The organism is Bradyrhizobium sp. A5, from assembly GCF_042076515.1.
Lineage (GTDB): Bacteria > Pseudomonadota > Alphaproteobacteria > Rhizobiales > Xanthobacteraceae > Bradyrhizobium > Bradyrhizobium cosmicum.
Genome location: NZ_CP148990.1, coordinates 4,427,004 through 4,444,044 on the forward strand (window position 1 = coordinate 4,427,004; position 17,041 = coordinate 4,444,044).

General features: G+C 60.2%; 19 protein-coding genes and 1 pseudogene. 15 read left to right on the forward strand and 5 right to left on the reverse strand.

Annotation, left to right across the window (positions count from 1 at the left end):
* Window positions 1–52: 52 nt before the first annotated feature.
* The gene (locus tag WHZ77_RS21330) at window positions 53–697 is read left to right on the forward strand and encodes a response regulator transcription factor (RefSeq protein WP_375309736.1); all 645 of its coding nucleotides are present in this window, start codon (window positions 53–55) and stop codon (window positions 695–697) included.
* An 81-nt stretch (window positions 698–778) separates the two neighbouring features.
* Here WHZ77_RS21330 and WHZ77_RS21335 read toward each other — a convergent pair whose 3' ends face one another.
* Window positions 779–979 carry a hypothetical protein gene (locus WHZ77_RS21335; RefSeq protein ID WP_375309737.1) on the reverse strand — a complete coding sequence of 67 codons (201 nt, stop codon included), beginning with the start codon at window positions 977–979 and terminating at the stop codon, window positions 779–781.
* A 549-nt stretch (window positions 980–1,528) separates the two neighbouring features.
* Here WHZ77_RS21335 and WHZ77_RS21340 point away from each other — a divergent pair.
* From WHZ77_RS21340 to WHZ77_RS21355, 4 genes are all read left to right on the forward strand, one after another.
* Window positions 1,529–1,711: a hypothetical protein gene (locus WHZ77_RS21340; RefSeq protein ID WP_375309738.1), complete on the forward strand. Its 183-nt coding sequence runs from the start codon at window positions 1,529–1,531 to the stop codon at window positions 1,709–1,711.
* 94 nt (window positions 1,712–1,805) lie between these two features.
* Window positions 1,806–2,258, forward strand: a complete 453-nt coding sequence (locus WHZ77_RS21345) for a helix-turn-helix domain-containing protein (protein ID WP_375309739.1) — start codon at window positions 1,806–1,808, stop codon at window positions 2,256–2,258.
* A 163-nt stretch (window positions 2,259–2,421) separates the two neighbouring features.
* Window positions 2,422–3,492, forward strand: coding sequence for a transporter (locus tag WHZ77_RS21350; protein ID WP_375314781.1), 1,071 nt, complete (start codon window positions 2,422–2,424; stop codon window positions 3,490–3,492).
* Window positions 3,493–5,123: 1,631 nt separating this feature from the next.
* Window positions 5,124–5,558 (forward strand): DUF2721 domain-containing protein, encoded by a 435-nt coding sequence (locus tag WHZ77_RS21355; RefSeq protein ID WP_375309740.1) that lies wholly within the window; start codon window positions 5,124–5,126, stop codon window positions 5,556–5,558.
* A 4-nt stretch (window positions 5,559–5,562) separates the two neighbouring features.
* On the opposite strand, the gene WHZ77_RS21360 is transcribed toward WHZ77_RS21355, so the two are convergent.
* The gene (locus WHZ77_RS21360) at window positions 5,563–5,871 is read right to left on the reverse strand and encodes a hypothetical protein (RefSeq protein WP_375309741.1); all 309 of its coding nucleotides are present in this window, start codon (window positions 5,869–5,871) and stop codon (window positions 5,563–5,565) included.
* Between the two features lie 673 nt (window positions 5,872–6,544).
* On the opposite strand from WHZ77_RS21360, the gene WHZ77_RS21365 reads away from it, so the two are divergent.
* Window positions 6,545–6,814: an ABC transporter transmembrane domain-containing protein gene (locus WHZ77_RS21365; protein ID WP_375309742.1), complete on the forward strand. Its 270-nt coding sequence runs from the start codon at window positions 6,545–6,547 to the stop codon at window positions 6,812–6,814.
* 119 nt (window positions 6,815–6,933) lie between these two features.
* Window positions 6,934–7,356, forward strand: coding sequence for an ABC transporter transmembrane domain-containing protein (locus WHZ77_RS21370; protein ID WP_375309743.1), 423 nt, complete (start codon window positions 6,934–6,936; stop codon window positions 7,354–7,356).
* Here WHZ77_RS21370 and WHZ77_RS21375 read toward each other — a convergent pair.
* The 3 genes and pseudogenes from WHZ77_RS21375 to WHZ77_RS21385 form a co-directional block, all read right to left on the reverse strand.
* Window positions 7,256–8,365, reverse strand: coding sequence for a transporter substrate-binding domain-containing protein (locus WHZ77_RS21375; RefSeq protein WP_375309744.1), 1,110 nt, complete (start codon window positions 8,363–8,365; stop codon window positions 7,256–7,258). The genes WHZ77_RS21370 and WHZ77_RS21375 overlap by 101 nt on opposite strands.
* Window positions 8,366–8,552: 187 nt before the next feature.
* Complete coding sequence (locus tag WHZ77_RS21380) at window positions 8,553–9,056, reverse strand: DUF1269 domain-containing protein (RefSeq protein WP_375309745.1); 504 nt, start codon at window positions 9,054–9,056, stop codon at window positions 8,553–8,555.
* A 71-nt stretch (window positions 9,057–9,127) separates the two neighbouring features.
* A pseudogene (locus WHZ77_RS21385) lies at window positions 9,128–10,242 on the reverse strand (HoxN/HupN/NixA family nickel/cobalt transporter).
* 218 nt (window positions 10,243–10,460) lie between these two features.
* Between WHZ77_RS21385 and WHZ77_RS21390 the strand changes: the two are divergent.
* Genes WHZ77_RS21390 through yut form a run of 8 tightly spaced genes read left to right on the forward strand, consistent with a single transcriptional unit; the run spans window position 10,461 to window position 17,030 of the window.
* Window positions 10,461–10,763, forward strand: coding sequence for an urease subunit gamma (locus WHZ77_RS21390; RefSeq protein ID WP_375309746.1), 303 nt, complete (start codon window positions 10,461–10,463; stop codon window positions 10,761–10,763).
* A gap of 13 nt (window positions 10,764–10,776) precedes the next feature.
* Window positions 10,777–11,214: an urease subunit beta gene (locus WHZ77_RS21395; protein WP_375309747.1), complete on the forward strand. Its 438-nt coding sequence runs from the start codon at window positions 10,777–10,779 to the stop codon at window positions 11,212–11,214.
* A 40-nt stretch (window positions 11,215–11,254) separates the two neighbouring features.
* Window positions 11,255–12,976: an urease subunit alpha gene (locus WHZ77_RS21400; RefSeq protein ID WP_375309748.1), complete on the forward strand. Its 1,722-nt coding sequence runs from the start codon at window positions 11,255–11,257 to the stop codon at window positions 12,974–12,976.
* Window positions 12,977–12,986: 10 nt separating this feature from the next.
* Complete coding sequence (gene ureE, locus WHZ77_RS21405; RefSeq protein WP_375309749.1) at window positions 12,987–13,673, forward strand: urease accessory protein UreE; 687 nt, start codon at window positions 12,987–12,989, stop codon at window positions 13,671–13,673.
* Window positions 13,657–14,376 carry an urease accessory protein UreF gene (locus tag WHZ77_RS21410; protein ID WP_375309750.1) on the forward strand — a complete coding sequence of 240 codons (720 nt, stop codon included), beginning with the start codon at window positions 13,657–13,659 and terminating at the stop codon, window positions 14,374–14,376. The genes ureE and WHZ77_RS21410 overlap by 17 nt, the downstream gene beginning before the upstream one ends.
* A 16-nt stretch (window positions 14,377–14,392) precedes the next feature.
* Window positions 14,393–15,037 carry an urease accessory protein UreG gene (gene ureG / locus WHZ77_RS21415; RefSeq protein ID WP_375309751.1) on the forward strand — a complete coding sequence of 215 codons (645 nt, stop codon included), beginning with the start codon at window positions 14,393–14,395 and terminating at the stop codon, window positions 15,035–15,037.
* Complete coding sequence (locus tag WHZ77_RS21420; RefSeq protein WP_375309752.1) at window positions 15,034–15,984, forward strand: urease accessory protein UreD; 951 nt, start codon at window positions 15,034–15,036, stop codon at window positions 15,982–15,984. Before ureG ends, WHZ77_RS21420 begins: the two co-directional genes overlap by 4 nt.
* Window positions 15,985–16,007: 23 nt before the next feature.
* Window positions 16,008–17,030 carry an urea transporter gene (gene yut / locus WHZ77_RS21425; RefSeq protein WP_375309753.1) on the forward strand — a complete coding sequence of 341 codons (1,023 nt, stop codon included), beginning with the start codon at window positions 16,008–16,010 and terminating at the stop codon, window positions 17,028–17,030.
* The last annotated feature ends 11 nt before the right edge of the window (window positions 17,031–17,041 follow it).

Here is a 17,041-nt window from a genome sequence, read left to right on the forward strand (position 1 = left end):
GCTTGACCCTTATTACTGCGCCACGGCTACCAGGGTGATTCCGAACGAGAGAATGACCGGCACGCCCGTCATACACATTGTCGACGACGACGCCTCTTTCCGGGCGGCCATTTCGCGTGTGTTGAAGGTCTCCGGCTTCGAGATTGCCGACTATGAGTCCGCAAGCTCGTTTTTGCGCGGCGTCGAGACTGCCAAGCCCGGTTGCATTCTGCTCGATGTGAACATGCCATCGTTTAATGGGCTACAGCTTCAGGAAGAACTCACGAAGCTGTCGTACGGCTGGCCGATCGTATTCATGACCGGCCGTGGTGACGTCCCCACCAGCGTACGCGCGATCAAGGCCGGCGCCGAAGACTTTCTGCTGAAGCCCGTATCCAAGGAAACGCTGCTCGATGCGATCCGTCGCGCCCTCGCCGGATTTGAGGCGACGAAGCAGCAGCAGGATCAGATCAATTCGCTCAGATCCTTGATAGCGACCCTGACGCCTCGGGAAAACGAGGTATTCGCACTTATGGTCCGGGGCAAGATGAACAAGCAGATTGCCTTTCAGCTTGGTACATCCGAACGAACCATCAAAGCACACCGGCATATGGTGATGGAAAAGCTGCGGGTTCAATCTTTTGCCGAAGCCGTTTCTATCGCCGAGAAGACGGGATTGCTTGCACCATCGGCAGCAAGGAGCGTCGAAAGCCCCTGATCGGAATTTTCGACGAGACCGCAACTTTAAATCGCCGCGAGACAAGGCATGTCTTCGGGACGATCTGAAACCGCCGTCAGCTCAAGGACACACATCCCAGAAGCCCTTGGTGCGGCTGGCGTCGGTGTAGTACCAGCAATAATTCGGGCCTGGAGCGACGCCGGCATACGCGCCGACAGATGCGGCAGCGACAAAGCCGATCGCCGCACCTGCCGCGATGGCGCCTCCCGGGAGCCAGTAATACCGCGTCGGACGCACCCAGGGACGAGCAATCGGATGCACCGGTCGAACGCCCGGTCGAGCGATTGGATGCACCGGGCGTACGCCATGGCGAACGACGGTCGTCCGGCCAGCGGCGACCACGCCTCCCTGCGGCCCACGGGCGACGACGGCCCCCCGCCGAACGGCGACAGATTCGGCTCCCAGCGAAACCGCATCGTGAAGCGCCGGAGGATGGCCCAGTAGCGGCAGAGCGTCCGCGTTGGTCAGAGATCCGCTCATAATGAGCGGCACGATCATGCTAGCTGCAAGAAATCGATTCCTCATGCACTGTCCATTCTTTTGAATCCGGGTTGCGCGAACGCTTCGAACGAACGGTAAATGTGCAGAACGTGATACGCAGCGGCTATGCAGAAACCGACGGTAGCAGGGACAGAAAGATCATTCCAAACGAGATGAGTATGCAGTCGGATAGTTCTCAAAGGCGACTGTTGCGCGATTTTGCATAGGCGGTGCGCGATCGACATCCTAGGGTCCGGCCTCGATGAACCTCGAAGGTGATGCTTTGGCCGTGACACACTCCACCATCCGAAACAGTGTGTTGAGACCGAAATGGATGGCGACCTTGCTGGCTCTCGCCGCCATCCAATACCCGGCAAGCGCACATGCACAGGTTTCGCTGCCCAATTCCTGACGCGAAAAGATTCGGTTCGGATCAACGCCAACGCATTATCTCCAGAAGAATCCAAGTTTCCGGCGGCGACCGATCGGACGATCGGCGACCAGACAACCTGACGTTGCCCTCAAGGACAATAGGCCGCGCCGCAGCGCTGTGGTTTTTGGTGTCGGAGAACAGTCTGCTGTGTTTTTGCGCAGTGCAGGTGCCACGATGAAGATTCATCTGACGGCCAAAACCGAGGCGGAATCAATCCGTGCAGCCCGAAATAATCCGTGCCGCGACCTGGTCGGACAGGCCGAAATTCTGGCACTCGCGGAAGTCGACGAGCCGATCCAGATTTCGGCCCTGTGTGCTGCCCTTTCAGTCAGCGAGCGGACCCTTCGGAAAGCTTTTCACAGAATCCATGGTTTACCGCCCTGCCGCCATCTGAGAATGCTGCGCCTCAAGCAGGCAAGGCGCGCCTTGATAGCGACTGACGGTCATCTCTCGACGGTAACGGAGATTGCGACCTGCTTTGGCTTCGCCGAATTGGGACGATTTTCGGTTGAGTACCGCAAGGTCTTTGGCGAAAGCCCCTCTCAAACCTTGCACCGCGCTTCGCCTGCCACAGCGCGCGTAAGCCATACCGCTGATCACCAGGACCGAGCCGATCCCTATAGGTGAGAATTCGCGTTTCTACTGGGCACATCGGGAGACAACGTGAGCGTGGTATTAGAACCACAGCAAGGTTCGACGTTCGTGACGTGGCCGATTTTGCATAGTCACCGCTGCAATTCCAAAGTTCAATCGCGACTGTGAGCATAACGGCATTGAGAGAGACATGCAGATGACGGGCAATATCTCCAAGCGAGGCGCAGCCCATCGGCTGGCACACTCCGCCGGCCTTGCCATCGCGATATTTGCTTCGCTGCCCGGGGCGGCCAGCGCGGACGAAAGCGGAGTGTCCTATTGGCTTCCCGGTCGGTTCGGCAGCCTCGCAGCCACGCCTCAAGTACCAGGCTGGTCCTGGGCCGAGGTCTACTATCACACCTCCGTCGAGGCATCCGGCGCGGTAGCCGCGGCAAAACAGATCCAGGTTGGAAGGATCCCGGCGAACGTCAATGTCAACCTGAACGCAAATCTTAATGCGCAGGCCGACCTCGTGCTGCTCAATCCGACCTACACGTTCGCAACGCCTGTCCTGGGTGGACAGCTGGCTATCGGCGTTACCGGCCTGTTCGGTCGCGCCGCCACCAGCATCAACGGAACGCTCACCACAGCGGTTGGTCCCTTTGCGACGACCCGGACAGGAAGCCTGTCCGATTCGCTTACGTCGGTGGGAGATCTGTATCCGCAAGCCACGCTGAAATGGAACGCTGGCATACATAACTTCATGACGTATCTGACCGGCGACATCCCGGTGGGCGCCTACGATCCCAGTCGCCTCTCCAATCTCGGTATCGGTCACGCCGCAATCGATGGCGGCGCCGGGTATACCTTTTTCAATCCGGCGGCAGGTCAGGAATTTTCCGCCGTTGCCGGCTTTACCTACAACTTCAAGAACCAGGATACGCAGTATCAGAACGGCATCGATTTCCATCTCGACTGGGGTGTCTCCCAGTTTCTTTCGAAACAGGTTTTCGTCGGCTTCGTGGGATATGCCTATCAGCAGGTCACGGACGACTTCGGTCAGAATCCCATCCTCGGTGGCTTTCGATCCCGAGTCTTCGGAATTGGTCCGCAACTCGGATACCTCTTCCCTGTTGGTGACATGCAGGGATATCTCAACGTCAAAGCCTATGGCGAGTTCGCCGCCGAAAATCGGCCATCGGGCTGGAATACATGGCTGACGTTCTCCATCTCACCGATGGCGCCGACCAGCACCGTGACGCCGACGCGACGGATGGTGAACAAATAGGGCAATCAATTCCGCGTCTGCGACCATACTCGACACTCTGATGCGGGGGTCAGATCGGGGAATAGCAGCGTGCGAAATCCACACCGATATGGCGTGCGGCTACCAGTAGTGATCATCTGCTATGTCGCGATCGGTTGTCTGATCTTGCCCGGTCGCGAGTCGAACGCGAGCCCAGTCTTTCATAACGGGGTATGGTGACGTCGACGGCGCAGGGCATCCCTGGGACGCGATCTTTTCCTGGACCAGCCACTGAGGGCCAGCCGGCACGTTACGCTGTTTCGGCGGATGTGGCACCGCGAAGCGATAGCCTGCGATGGCTCATCAGATACTAAAGCCTGTGGGCCGCCAAGCTTAACGCGGCCATGTCCGTGCTGTCCGCCCCCTCGCCGCTCGCGTTCCGGGCCATTTCCCACCTCAGAATGTAATCGATCCGCTTCTCAATCTGCTCCAACTCGCTCTCTCGCTGCCTGGGGCCTTGATCTCATTGCCGAGCTCGTAGAGCGGCTCGAGCTCGCTTTGAGTGGCGGTCCCCGAACCGGCGAAGCGCCACGCAGCAACCACAATCGAAATCAGGGACCCCAGCAGCAGCGATCCGTAATAAAGCTTGTCGTCATACTTATCGAGGAAGCTCTGCTGGTTTCCGTTGTAGTACGTCGCAGCTCCCGGATGGATAGGGATCAGTGCATCGGCGTCGGTGCTCGGTGCGGCAGCTTACGCCAATATAGGATATTGCGACAACAGGTCCCTCCGGACATCGACTAGGGACTGGGCCAGGTCAATGATGGCGCTGTTACCCACCGACTTGTTTGCAACAAGAAAATACGAAACGCGAAGCGACGTCAGATCATCAGATGGGACAGGTGGCGCGCCGCGCAAGGTCCCCTTTGGGATGTCGTAACTTTCGTAATACTAGGCGATGTTGGCGACGGCGCCGGCCGACTCGATTTCGATCAGCTTCGGGGCCGATCCTTTGATCCGGTCCCGCCGGAAGAACTGTCTGACTTTGGCCAGGTACTTCTCGGTCAGCGGGAAACCGCAAGAAGGGCCTGAACCTGGCCGGACGAAAGCGCGGTGCCGCCGTCGGCTAAGACAACATCCTGGAAAATGACTTTAGCGCGATCAAACGGATAAATTTACTTCAGCGCATCCACCGTCGGCCGGTTAATCGCCCCACCGATGACGCCGATAGTCGTATCGCGAAGCTCACCAAGACTATGCCGCTCGCCGCCGAAGGCGCCATGAGCAGAACCACGCCGTGGGTCAGCAGGAGCACGCTCCTGGCATCCTCCAAGCCGCCGGTATCGCCGCGAACGACGGCGAGGTCGGCCTTGTGCGCAGCCAGCAGTCCCGATGCTCGGGCGGAGGTATTGCTATCTACCACTCTCAATGGGACATGTGCGTTCGAGGCTGTAAGACGATGCGCGGGAGTAGCTATATGAGCCGGTGTCGTCATCTGCCTATGCAAAATCGGACCGTGCACGACGCGCAACTCTGATTATCTATCTCGATGAATCGACGGCTCAACGCAGACGACGCCGATTTTGCATAGTCGATCCATTGGATGGCGCGTTACGTGGACAAGTCGGGCGGCCTAAACGACGCGGCCTGATCGTGAACCGGAACCCCGCTCAATGTTGACCGAAACGCCATCCGTAACTCAGCTATCTCATGTCATCTCGCAATCAGCGGCCCCCGCCTTCCTGCTGGGCGCACTGGGCGCCTTCATCGCTATCCTGATCTCCCGCCTGAACCGGATCGTTGACCGGACGGTGATCCTGAACGGGATCCCCGATGACGATACGGTCCGATGCCGGCTGAAGGCCGATCTGCCGCGTCTGATGCAGCGCGCGGCGATGATGAATCGGGCGATCTTCTGGGCAGTGATCGCAAGTATCTCGGTGACGCTTCTCGTGATCGTCGCTTTTGTAACGGCGTTCTTCCAGATACAGCACGAACGTGGAGTCGCCATCTTCTTCATGATTTCGCTCGGCGGGTTCACCATCTCGCTGGTCGATTTTGCGCGTGAAGTCCGGATTGCGCTGAGCGAATATGATCACTACGGCTGAGCTGCTACCGCGCCCACTGCCCCATTTGGAGACAGGTCTGCAAACTGACGTAACTTGGCGTGCCGCCAATGCTCTCTTGCGAGACACAGCTTGCCCGGCTTGGCGCAGGAAATTTCGACCACTGGCTCGCAAGCTGCTGCTTTGCCTTCCGTTCGTCATTGATACAGCTCTTTAGCGACTGATCGACGGAGAGGCCGGCGGTGGCAGCGACATCGAGCGTGCAACTCCGCGCGATATCGAACTTCGGCACCCCGTCAGCTACCTGCATGACCAGCTGCGAGCTTAGAACAATCATTGAAATCGAAATGGGCATCTCCTGGATCCTCATTCGTGTTTTGGCTCAACGGCCACGACGAGACCGCTTCGCCAATCATGTCTATTTAGGCATGGCGCCGTCTATGCACAATCCGACCACAGGACGACGACTCCCACGATATCGAAACAAAGCTCGAAGTTCTGTCAGATCGGAATTTGAGTTCTCTCACGCGAATAACTTCGCCTCCGCAACCTTCCGATTTTTGCATAGCGGGTGACGTAACACCGTGGAATTTTGGCTGAACCAGAAGGCCGCCACGACCAGGTGATCAGCAAATGCCGCTTCCGAAATCCGTCGCGGGGACCGCCGTTTCAGTGGACGAGGCGGCCCACGCACAGCCGGCGAAGAGCGGCCGATTGAGCCGCCTGGTTCTTGACCTCCTCCGGCCATACCGAGGCTGGCTATTCATTGTTTCCATCGCAACGCTGGTCGAGGTCGCCATGAGCCTCGCGGCACTGTGGCCACTCAAGCTCGTGCTCGACGACGCCCTCGGACACCGCAAGCTTCCGTACTGGCTCGCGTGGGGCGCACGATTACGGCTTTGGACGTCATACACTCGGCGTTGCCCTGTTCGCAGGAGTCGCGACCCTGTTTATCGCCGTCTTCGGAGCGATCGCCACCTATATCGACAATTACTACACCACAAGCGTGGGGTAGTGGGTAGCACGACTTGCGTATTCGCATTTGCGAACATTTACACCGCCCCTCTCTGCGCTACTACGACAACGTCAAGACTCGCGCGCTGATGTCCACTATCACCAATGATGTTGCGACGTTTCAACGCTTTGGGTCGTCATCTACACTCGACATCGTCGTTGACCTGATCACCATCGTCTTCATGGTCGAGCTGATGTTCTGGCTCGACTGGGATTTCGCCCTGATCGCCGTCGGTTTCACCCCCTTCCTGGTGGTGTTTCTTTTCATTTCAGGAAAGCGGTAAAGGGAGTCACGCGAACTGTCCGTGCGCGACAGAGCGACATCGTCGCGGTCGTCCAGTAGGGGCTCGGTTCGGTTCGTGCAGTCAAGGCATTTGGAAGGCAGGATCTCGAAGTCGCCCATTTGGAGGCCGCGAGTCACGCGACCGTTGAAGCCGCGCTCAAGGCGCGAAAGGTGAAATCGCTGCTGTCACCGATGGTCAATATCGTGGTGGCGATCTGTACAGCGATTGTGCTTTGGCAGGGCACTTCCCTGATCGTTGCGGGAACGATGACAGCCGGAGCGCTGACCGTGTATCTGGCGCATCTGTCAACGTTTTTCAAACCGATCAAAGACCTTGCAAGCATGACGAGCGCGATCGCGCAGACGACGGTGGCTCTGGAACGTATCCAAACCATCCTGTCCGCCGACGACATCATCCAGGAGCGCGCCGATGGCCAGAGTTCTACGGTTCTTCACCAGTCCAGCCCATATAACGAGCCAGGTTCTCCCTCCACCAATCCGGGTCCCGAGCTTCCAATAAGGCGAGGTCGACGCGCTTCTTGAGCCCGCTGCCATTTCGAAGTGCGATCGCATAGTCCTGCGGCGCAAAGGTCACGTCCACCAGCTCGATTGCCTTGGCATCGTTCCGCCGAATCAGCCAAGCGAGAATGGGCCTATCATGAGCCAGCGCATCCAGACGCCCATTTTGCAGAGCCGCCAAGCCTCGCTGCACGTTCGGCAGCACTTGGAAGCAAATTCGCAAATGGCTCACCCGCTCCTGCGCCACGGTTCCCGCCACCACACCTACTCTCATCGCCGTGAGGTCTGCGACACGGGTGACGACACCCTGCAATCGCCTCGACGTCAGAGCCGAAGTGAGGCCGGCCGTGAAGACTGCGACCGCGATCACCGACACGATCATCCATATCAAGGCCAAGACTCGTCCCGGTACCGTTACCGGAACTACGCCGCCACCGATACGTTGCGTCATAGCGGTCGTCGACCACCAAATGGCGGCGCTAATGCCACGAGATGTACCGCCGCCAAATCCGTCGTTTGTTCTCCGTTCGCAAAGCCAAATCAACAATCCCGTCAGGAACGAGAGGGCGAGCAGCGCCGACACCGCCTGCAGGAAGCCGTACGATCCGATCGAACGGATCACGGGTCGCCAGCTCGCCGTCGGATCGGCTCGAACCGCAACTCCGGTCCCTATCCGCAAATATGGAAATGTAAAGTCGACGTCGCGCGCCCGAGATGGCGTTATCATGATCGCAGCGACTGCGAGGTCGAAATCACCAGCGTTAACTCCTCGCAAGAGCGAGCCAACGTCGTCTACTTCCACAAAGCGATACCGAATGCACAGCTCCGTCGCAATCCGTCGCCAAAGTTCGACGCTAATTCCCATCCAGTCGCCCTTCTCGTCCTTCAGCGAAAAGGGTGGCGCCTCCTTGATTCCGACGATGAGTTCACGAGACAATTCCGCGCATTCAGCTTGGGCTCGAAGTGATGGAAAGAAGACGGCAGCAAAGAACACAGCGATCCACAAAGCAACACTTTTGTTCTTTGGCTTCATGCGACTTCCGCCCGACTATCGCGGCGCCATCGCATTGGGCACTCCAGTAGGTCTTCCCATCGTCCATATGTCCTGCCTCGTTGCCTAGCGAATGGACCGCGGACGTCGCTCGATCGGAGATCGCAGGACTTGCACGCCTGCCACCGCGCAAGCTCGCCTGCGGCTGAACGCTGAGGGCGCGATATTGCTAGGTGGCTGGCTTTTCAGCTACACCGGCGAGCGCGTCGCGTAAGATTTTTTCCTTCGTCTCGTCCAGCGAGGTCTTGAGCACGACACCGCGGGCATCCTTGATCTCCTTGAGCACCTTGTCCGCCGTCATGTTCTTGACCAGGACGAACAGCACCGCATTGCCAGGCTGAATGCTGGCCGACAGCTCTTTCATGAATGCATCATTGATGCCGAAATCGGACAGCGCGCCGCCCAGCGCGCCGGAGGCGGCGCCCAGCGCGACGCCCACGATCGGGTTGAGAAACAGCACGCCGATCAAAAGCCCCCAGAAGCTTCCCGATATCGCGCCCGCAGCGGTGGTGTTGACGAGCTGATTTAGCTTGATGCTGCCCGACTCCGTCTTCACGGCAATCACGGCGTCACCGATCGTGATCAAGTACTCCTTCTGCAGTCTGAAGAGGCGTTGACGTACATCCTCTGCCTTGTCTTCCGAGGGGTAGACGATCGCCACGAGATCGGACATGAAAGCCTCCGGCCCGACGAAAAACTCCGCCGGCTGATATTGTGGGACGCGGTTGCGTAATCCGAGCGATGCTAGCCGCAATTCTCCGCCTTCGACATCCGAGAAAACCCCGAGGCGCGGCGACGACTATTACCGAATGGTCCGCGGTCAGCGCATGCGACGGTGCGTGATCGGTGAGCCGGCAAATGCGCGCGATAGGAGACGACGGAGAAGAGCCATGCTATCGCAAACAGGGCGATCACCATAAATCCGAAATTGGCGAGGCTGGCGTTAATGCCCTCGGCCAACGACCAGATCTTGCCCTCGAGGCCGAGGCGCCGGCCAATCAGCCCCAGCAGCTCGACGCCACCAACGAAGAGACCGACAACTACGGAGGCCCCTGTGATTGCGAGGTTCTACCAGAGCTTCCGCGAGGGATCGACGAGAGCCCAGCGATAGGCGCTGACCATCAGCGCGCTATCGGCGGTATCAGTTATCGCCATACCGGCGGCGAACAACGCGGGGAATACGAGAACATGCGATAGCGCCATCCGCGCGCGGCTTCGGTCGCCGAAATGGAGAATGCCCGACCTCGGTCGCGGTGTCGAAGCCGAGAGCGAACAGCAAGCCGAGCGGATACATGTGCCAGGATTTCGTCACCAGGCGGAACATCGGCGCGAGTAGACGCGCCAGGATGCCGCGGCAGGCGAGCAGAGCATCGATCCGCCCCGCATCATGGGGCCCATGCGCGCGGACCTCGCGGAGAACTCGTCACAGGTCCATGAGGATCGCGAAGTTGAGGCAAGCGATCAGGAAGAGGAAAACCGCCAAAACCGAAGGTCTGATCATGCCGCCCACGCCGGCGAGCAGGCCGGCACTGCCAAACCGCACCGCGCCAACGGCGAGTAGCAGCGTCGCGACGACCACGACGGTGGAATGGCCCCGGGGCAAAAGTAAAGGCCCGCGGTCTTCGGCGTGCCGCCCCCTTGCATCAACTTGCGCACGACGTTGTCGATCGCAGCGATGCTGTCGGCCTCGACCGCATGGCGAAGGCCGAACACCCAGGCGAGCAGCGCAATCCCCATCATCGCTGGCCTGTCGGCAAACAAAGCGAACGCCCATGCCAGGCCGCGACATTGGCAAAGACGACCCCGCCGAACAGCAACACCGTGGTCGGATAGATGACGCGCGGATACCATTTCGACAATCGACCCCATCACGGGCGCACCCCGGTATGATATCTGCCGTCAACCATCATATTGGGAAAACAAGCGCAGTACAGGCACGCAACAGCGACGTTCGGCTCGCTAAGTAGTTTCCGACGCAGGACTAGGTAGAAGTCCCATTGCACGCTGGGGCACGCGTCTGCATCACTGGCTGCATCAATGGGGACTGCCAACGCCGGCAGCACCGGGAGTGCCCCGCATGCAACTGACGCCACGCGAATTCGACAAGCTGCTCGTCTACATGATGGCTGAAATTGCGCTGAAGCGACAAGCCAAGGGCCTGAAGCTGAACTATCCAGAAGCGGTAGCGATCATCTCCGCGACCGCCCTCGATGGCGCTCGCGCCGGGAAGACGATCGAAGACGTGACCAACGAGGCGCGCACCGTCCTCAGCAAGGCTGACGTGATGGACGGCGTCGCCGATCTCATTCCAATGGTGCAGATCGAAGCCGTGTTCACCGACGGAAGCCGTCTGGTGACCGTCCATACGCCGATCCAGTAATGGGGAGATCGACATGGCTGGACCGAAGATTGGCCCACAGGTTGCTGCCGACGCCGACCCGGCAGAGGTCGAAGTTCCAGTCGGCGGTTACATTTGCAGCCCGTCGGCGATCACGTTCGATGCCGATCGGCCGGTCACAAAGCTCAAGGTTCGCAATGCCGGAGACCGGCCGATTCAGGTGGGATCGCACTTCCATTTCTTTGAGGTCAACCGAGCGCTGGAATTCGATCGCGCGGCGGCCTTCGGACTTCACCTCAATATCCCTTCGTCGACGGCAACGCGGTTCGAGCCCGGCGACGAGCGTGAGGTTCAGCTCGTCCCGTATAGCGGCAATCGCGCCGTTTACGGTTTCAACAATCTAGTCGACGGCCCCACGGCCGGTGCGGATGCCGCCACAGTCAAGGCCAAAGCAGTCGCGCAGGCGAAACAGCGAGGCTTTCGCTCCTCATAAACGACGGCGCTGAGTGTAAATACTTAGAACAGGGAACGTGATGGCCAGCATCTCTCGGCAAGAATATGTCGGCCTCTTCGGCCCGACGACAGGAGACCGCATCCGCCTGGGCGATACCGGACTGTTCGTCGAGATCGAACGCGATCTGCGGGGGGGCTACGGCGACGAAATCGTCTTCGGCGGCGGCAAGAGCATGCGCGAAGGCATGGGCATGGACAATCAGGTGACGCGGGCAGCCGGCGCACCCGATCTCGTGATCACAAACGTCACCGTGATCGATGCTGTGCTCGGCGTCGTAAAGGCCGATGTCGGCATCAAGGATGGCCGCATCTGTGCCATCGGCAAGTCCGGAAATCCGCAGATCATGGATCGGGTTACGCCCGGCTTGGAGGTCGGACTGGCCACTGACGCCATCTCGGGTTCGCATCTCATACTGACGGCCGCAGGCATCGATACGCACATTCACTTCATTTCTCCGCAGCAGGCGCAGGCCGCACTGTCGAACGGCACGACGACGTTGATCGGTGGCGGGACAGGCCCGTCGGATGGCTCCAATGCGACGACGGTGACATCCGGTCCAGGCAACATCAGCATGATGTTGCGTGCGTTCGAGGATTGGCCGCTCAATGTCGGCATCCTCGGCAAGGGTCACGGGCACGGCAAGGCCGCCCTGATCGAGCAGATCGAGGCGGGTGCCGTCGGCGTAAAATGTCACGAAGACTGGGGCACCACGCCGGCCGTCCTGCGCTCCGCGCTCACCGTGGCCGACGAGACGGACACCCAAGTCTGCATTCATACCGACACATTGAACGAGTCTGGCTTCATCGACGATTCGATCGAAGCGTTCGAGGGGCGGACGGTCCATTCGTTCCACACCGAGGGCTCGGGCGGCGGCCACGCACCCGACATTATCAAGATAGCCGGCCTCCCAAACGTCCTGCCATCTTCGACAAATCCCACCCTTCCCTACGGCATCAATTCGCAGGCCGAACTCTACGATATGATCATGGTCTGTCACCACCTCAGTCCGGACATTCCGTCCGATGTCGCGTTCACTGAGAGCCGCATCAGGGCTGAGACCATTGCGGCGGAAAACGTTCTTCAGGATCTCGGGATCATCTCCATGTTCTCGAGCGATTCCCAGGCCATGGGCCGCATCGGGGAATGTTGGCTGCGATGCATCCAGACCGCCGATGCAATGAAGACCGGCCGCGGCAAGCTTCCGGAGGACGCGCCCGGCAACGACAATTTCCGGGTGCTGCGCTACGTGGCGAAGATCACGATCAATCCCGCTATCGCGCACGGCATCTCCGACGTGCTCGGCTCCGTCGAGGTCGGCAAGGTCGCGGACCTCGTCCTGTGGGAGCCCGCCTTCTTCGGCGCGAAGCCTAAGATCGTGATCAAGAACGGATTCATCAGCTGGGCTGTCATGGGCGATCCGAACGCGTCTCTCCCGACGCCCCAGCCGACCTATTATCGACCCATGTTCGGAACCCAGGGTGGCGCGCTGGGGGCGAACTGCATCACCTTTGTCTCCGGCGCAGCGCACGCCGCCGGCGTCAAGCAACGGCTAGAACTCCGCCGTCAAGTGATACCTGTGCGGAACGTACGCAATATCGGCAAGAGCAATATGATCCGAAACACCGGGACGCCGAAGATCGAAGTCAGTCCGGAAACCTTTGCCGTGACGGTCGACGGCAAGCACGCGACCGTCCCGCCCTTGAAGACGGTCGCCTTGAATCAGAAATACTTCTTCAGTTGAGAGGCCTGTCATGATCCTCATCGAGACCGTTATGGGCAACATCGATGCGCCCGAGTGGGCCGAGCGCCTGTCCGCCGCCGATACCGATCTGCTGGAGATCGATCAGTGGGAAGCGCAGAAGAGTCGCTTCCGCAAAACGACGGCGAGGGGCGTGCAGGTCGCGATCTCAATCGACCGCGGCACCCATATCCGGGATGGAGACGTCCTGCTCTGGGATGCCCAGGCGCGCTCGGCAATCGTCGTGCGGATCGAGCTGCGCGATGTGATGATCGTGCATCTGAACGCGCTGATGAGTCTTACGCCCGAGGTGGCAATGCGGACATGCGTGGAACTGGGCCACGCGATGGGCAATCAGCATTGGCCGGCGCTGGTCAAGGACACGGTTGTCTATGTCCCGCTCACCGTTGATCGCAAGGTGATGACGTCCGTGATGAACACGCACCGCTTCGAGGGACTCCGCTACGAGTTCGTCCCCGGCCGGGACGTCATCCCCTATCTCGCGCCACACGAATCGCGGCGGCTGTTCGGTGGCGCGGAAGGCCCTGTGCATTCCCATACGCACGAGAGCTACGCCGAGACCGAACCCGAGAGCGGACACGTCTTCGGACACCCTCCGACGCGCTTCCACGGGCACTCGGGAACTCCGGGACAAGCGTTGTCCGCAACGGCCGGCTCCGCTCATGACCATCACGAATGAGGATGCCAAGGCGGCAGGCAGCGCTTCGTCTCTCTCACGGATGCTGCAGTTTGGCGATTCGATGTTTCCGATCGGCGCATTCTCGTTTTCCTCGGGCCTGGAATCTGCGATCCAGGAAGGCGCGGTCACGAACGCGGCCACGCTTCGCGCTTTCGCCCAGACAGCACTCGAGCAGGCTGCACGCGGTGACTGCATCGCGCTGATCGCCGCGCATCGCGCGGCAACGGCGGACGATGTCGATACCCTCGTCCGGATCGACGCGCAGGTCTACGCCCGCAAGCTTTCCGATGAAGCGCGGGCGATGTCAGTCCGCATGGGCAAGAAGTTCGCCGAGATGGGTGTGGCGGTGGTCGGCGCGCCGCTGCTCCGCGCCTGGCGCGAACGCATCGAAACATCCGTGACCCCCGGCTGCTACCCGCTAGCGCTGGCGATTGGCTTTGCCGTACAGAATCTGCCCGCCAGCCAGGCGTTCATCGTGCACCAATACGGCGTTGCGACGACGATTCTCGGCGCGGCCCTGCGGTTGATGAAGGTAAGCCACATCGATACGCAGAAGATTCTCTACGAGCTCACCCGCAAGGCGGAAGAGGCATATCCGGCCACTGCGGCTGCGCGGCTTTCGGACATGGCCGGCTTTGCTCCGTTGACGGAAATTCTCGCGGCCATCCACACCAGAGCGCATGTCCGCCTGTTCATGAACTGAGCAATGGGAGCTTCGAATGTCGAAGAACATCACGCGCATCGGCATCGGCGGCCCGGTCGGATCCGGCAAGACCGCGATCGTCGAAGCCATCACGCCACGCCTGCTCGATCTCGGCATCAAAGTTCTCATTATCACCAATGACGTGGTCACGACCGAGGACGCCAAGCATGTTCAGCGCACTCTCAAGGGAATCTTGCTTCAGGAGCGCATCATCGGCGTCGAGACGGGCGCATGCCCCCATACTGCCGTGCGAGAAGACCCAAGCATGAACCTTGCGGCAGTCGAAGACATGGAGAGGCGCTTCCCGGACAGCGATGTAGTACTGATCGAAAGCGGCGGCGACAACCTGACGCTAACGTTCTCGCCTGCGCTGGTGGACTATTTCATCTACGTAATCGACGTCGCCGCGGGCGACAAGATTCCACGCAAGAACGGACCCGGTATCACCTATTCCGACGTCCTGGTCATCAACAAGACCGATCTTGCACCCCACGTCGGTGCCAGCCTGGAGGTGATGAAGCGCGATTCAAAGATGATGCGCGGCCTCAAGCCGTTCCTGTTCACGAACTGCAAGACGGGTCAGGGCATTCCGGCGTTGGTCGAATTGATCGAGCGGGAATTCCTGTTCGATGTCCATCGACAGCTACGGCGCCCGGCATGACACGAGCGGCTTTTCCTCCCTGGACGCGCGCTGAAGTCATCGGCGCAACCAGCCCGGAGTTTGCCCGGTTTCAGGACGAGCCGGCGCAGATGAAGAGCGGCGCGGTCGGCAAGACGGGCTTTCTGCGTCTCGGCCTAGAGCACCGCTCGGGACGGACGGTTCTAGCGAAGCTAGAGCGGCGCGCGCCCTACATGGTCCAGCGCGCGCTCTATTGCGACGAGGAGATGCCGGCTCTCGCCTCCGTATTCCTGATCACCACGACCGGCTGCATGCTGCAAGGAGACAGACTCGCGCTCGACGTCACCCTGGGTCCGCGTGCGCAGGCACACATCACCTCGCAATCCGCGACCAAGGTTCACGCGATGGAGGCGAACTATGCAGCCCAGAGCCAGACCATCACGGTCGCGGAAGATGCCTATTTGGAATTTCTCCCGGACCCCGTGATCCCCCATAGGCACTCGCGTTACCTCAGCGACACGCAGATCTTCGTGGCGCCCTCGGCCACCCTGCTCCTCTCCGAGATCGTTCAACCCGGCCGCAAGCACCATCATCCCGACGAATGCTTCGGGGCCACGATATTGTCGATGTCAACGTCCGGCGCGCGACCCGACGGTCGGATCCTGTTTGCGGAGAAACTGGTTATCGAGCCGCAGCGATATGCGATGCGGCAGACCGGCGTGATGGATTCCTTCGATGTGTTCGCCAATGTGATCCTGTGCGCCCCCAAGGACAAGGCGGAACGAATCCACGCGCGTGCCGCGGCCGATCTTGACCGCGCCGGCGGCTTGGCGTTCGGCGCGTGTCATCTGCCCAATGATGCCGGCCTCGTGTTCAAGGTGCTGGGACGCGAGACCGCCCAGGTCAAGGCCAAGGTTCGCGAGTTCTGGGCAGTGGTACGTGAGGAGGTCGTCGGCGCTTCGCTACCTCCTCCCTATCTCTGGCGCTAGCGGACACGTTCGAGGAGGCAGGCATGGAAACGGTCCTGAGAAAATGGGAGGGCATCTGCGCATCGTCATATGTGTTGCGATTTCTGGACGTCAATTTGCGCAGCACCGGACAGGTGATGCTTCAGGACAACCCGCTCACCGGATTGCTCTTTCTGGCAGCGATCGCCTGGGCCTCGTACGCAGCCGGCGTGCCGAGGATCGCCATCGCCAGTATCCTCGCGCTCGTCGTCGCCAATCTGACGGCACAATGGCTTCGCGTCGATGCTGCCTCGCTCCATTCCGGGTTTTACGGGTACAACGGAATCCTCGTCGGACTCGCGTTGGCAACGTTTCTGTCCCCCAATGCACTCATGTGGTTCTATGTGGTGCTGGGAGCGGCGGTTTCGGTGATCGCGATGCTCGGTATCGCCAACACCGTCAAGCCCTTGGGGCTGTCCAGCCTCACGCTTCCATTCGTGATTACGACGTGGCTCCTCCTGCTGGCCACGTACGGCTTCTCCGGTCTCGGAGGAGCCGCATTGCCCTCCGGCGGCGGCGTCACGGCGTTTCAGCCCTATGAGGCTGACCCGCTCAAACTCGTCGACCTCCTCAACGGCGTCCTGCAAAGCATCTCGCAGGTCTTCCTGAAGGGGAACGGCGTGGCTGCGCTTCTGCTGCTCATCGGGCTTGCCGTGAATTCGTTGCCCGCCGCCGGCTTCGCACTCGCGGGTGCGATACTGGCCGTTCTGGCGGCGCATCTCTTCGGAGCCGAGAGCGAGCTGATTACCGGCGGCCTCCTCGGTTTCAGTCCGGTTCTGACCGCTATCGCCTTGGGAACCGTGTTTTACCGGCCGAGCTGGCGCGTCGCGACCTACGCCATGCTGGGCACGCTGGTCACGGTCATTGCGCAAGCGGCGCTGAACGTTGCCCTGACGCCCCTTGCGATTCCCGCACTCACCGCGCCCTTCGTGCTCGTCACATGGATCTTCCTTCTGCCGCGCCAATGTTTCGAACCCTCGGCGGGGCGCGACGACGCGGCAACGCTTGCGGCGAATTCAGCAACCTAGCGGAGGCTTAG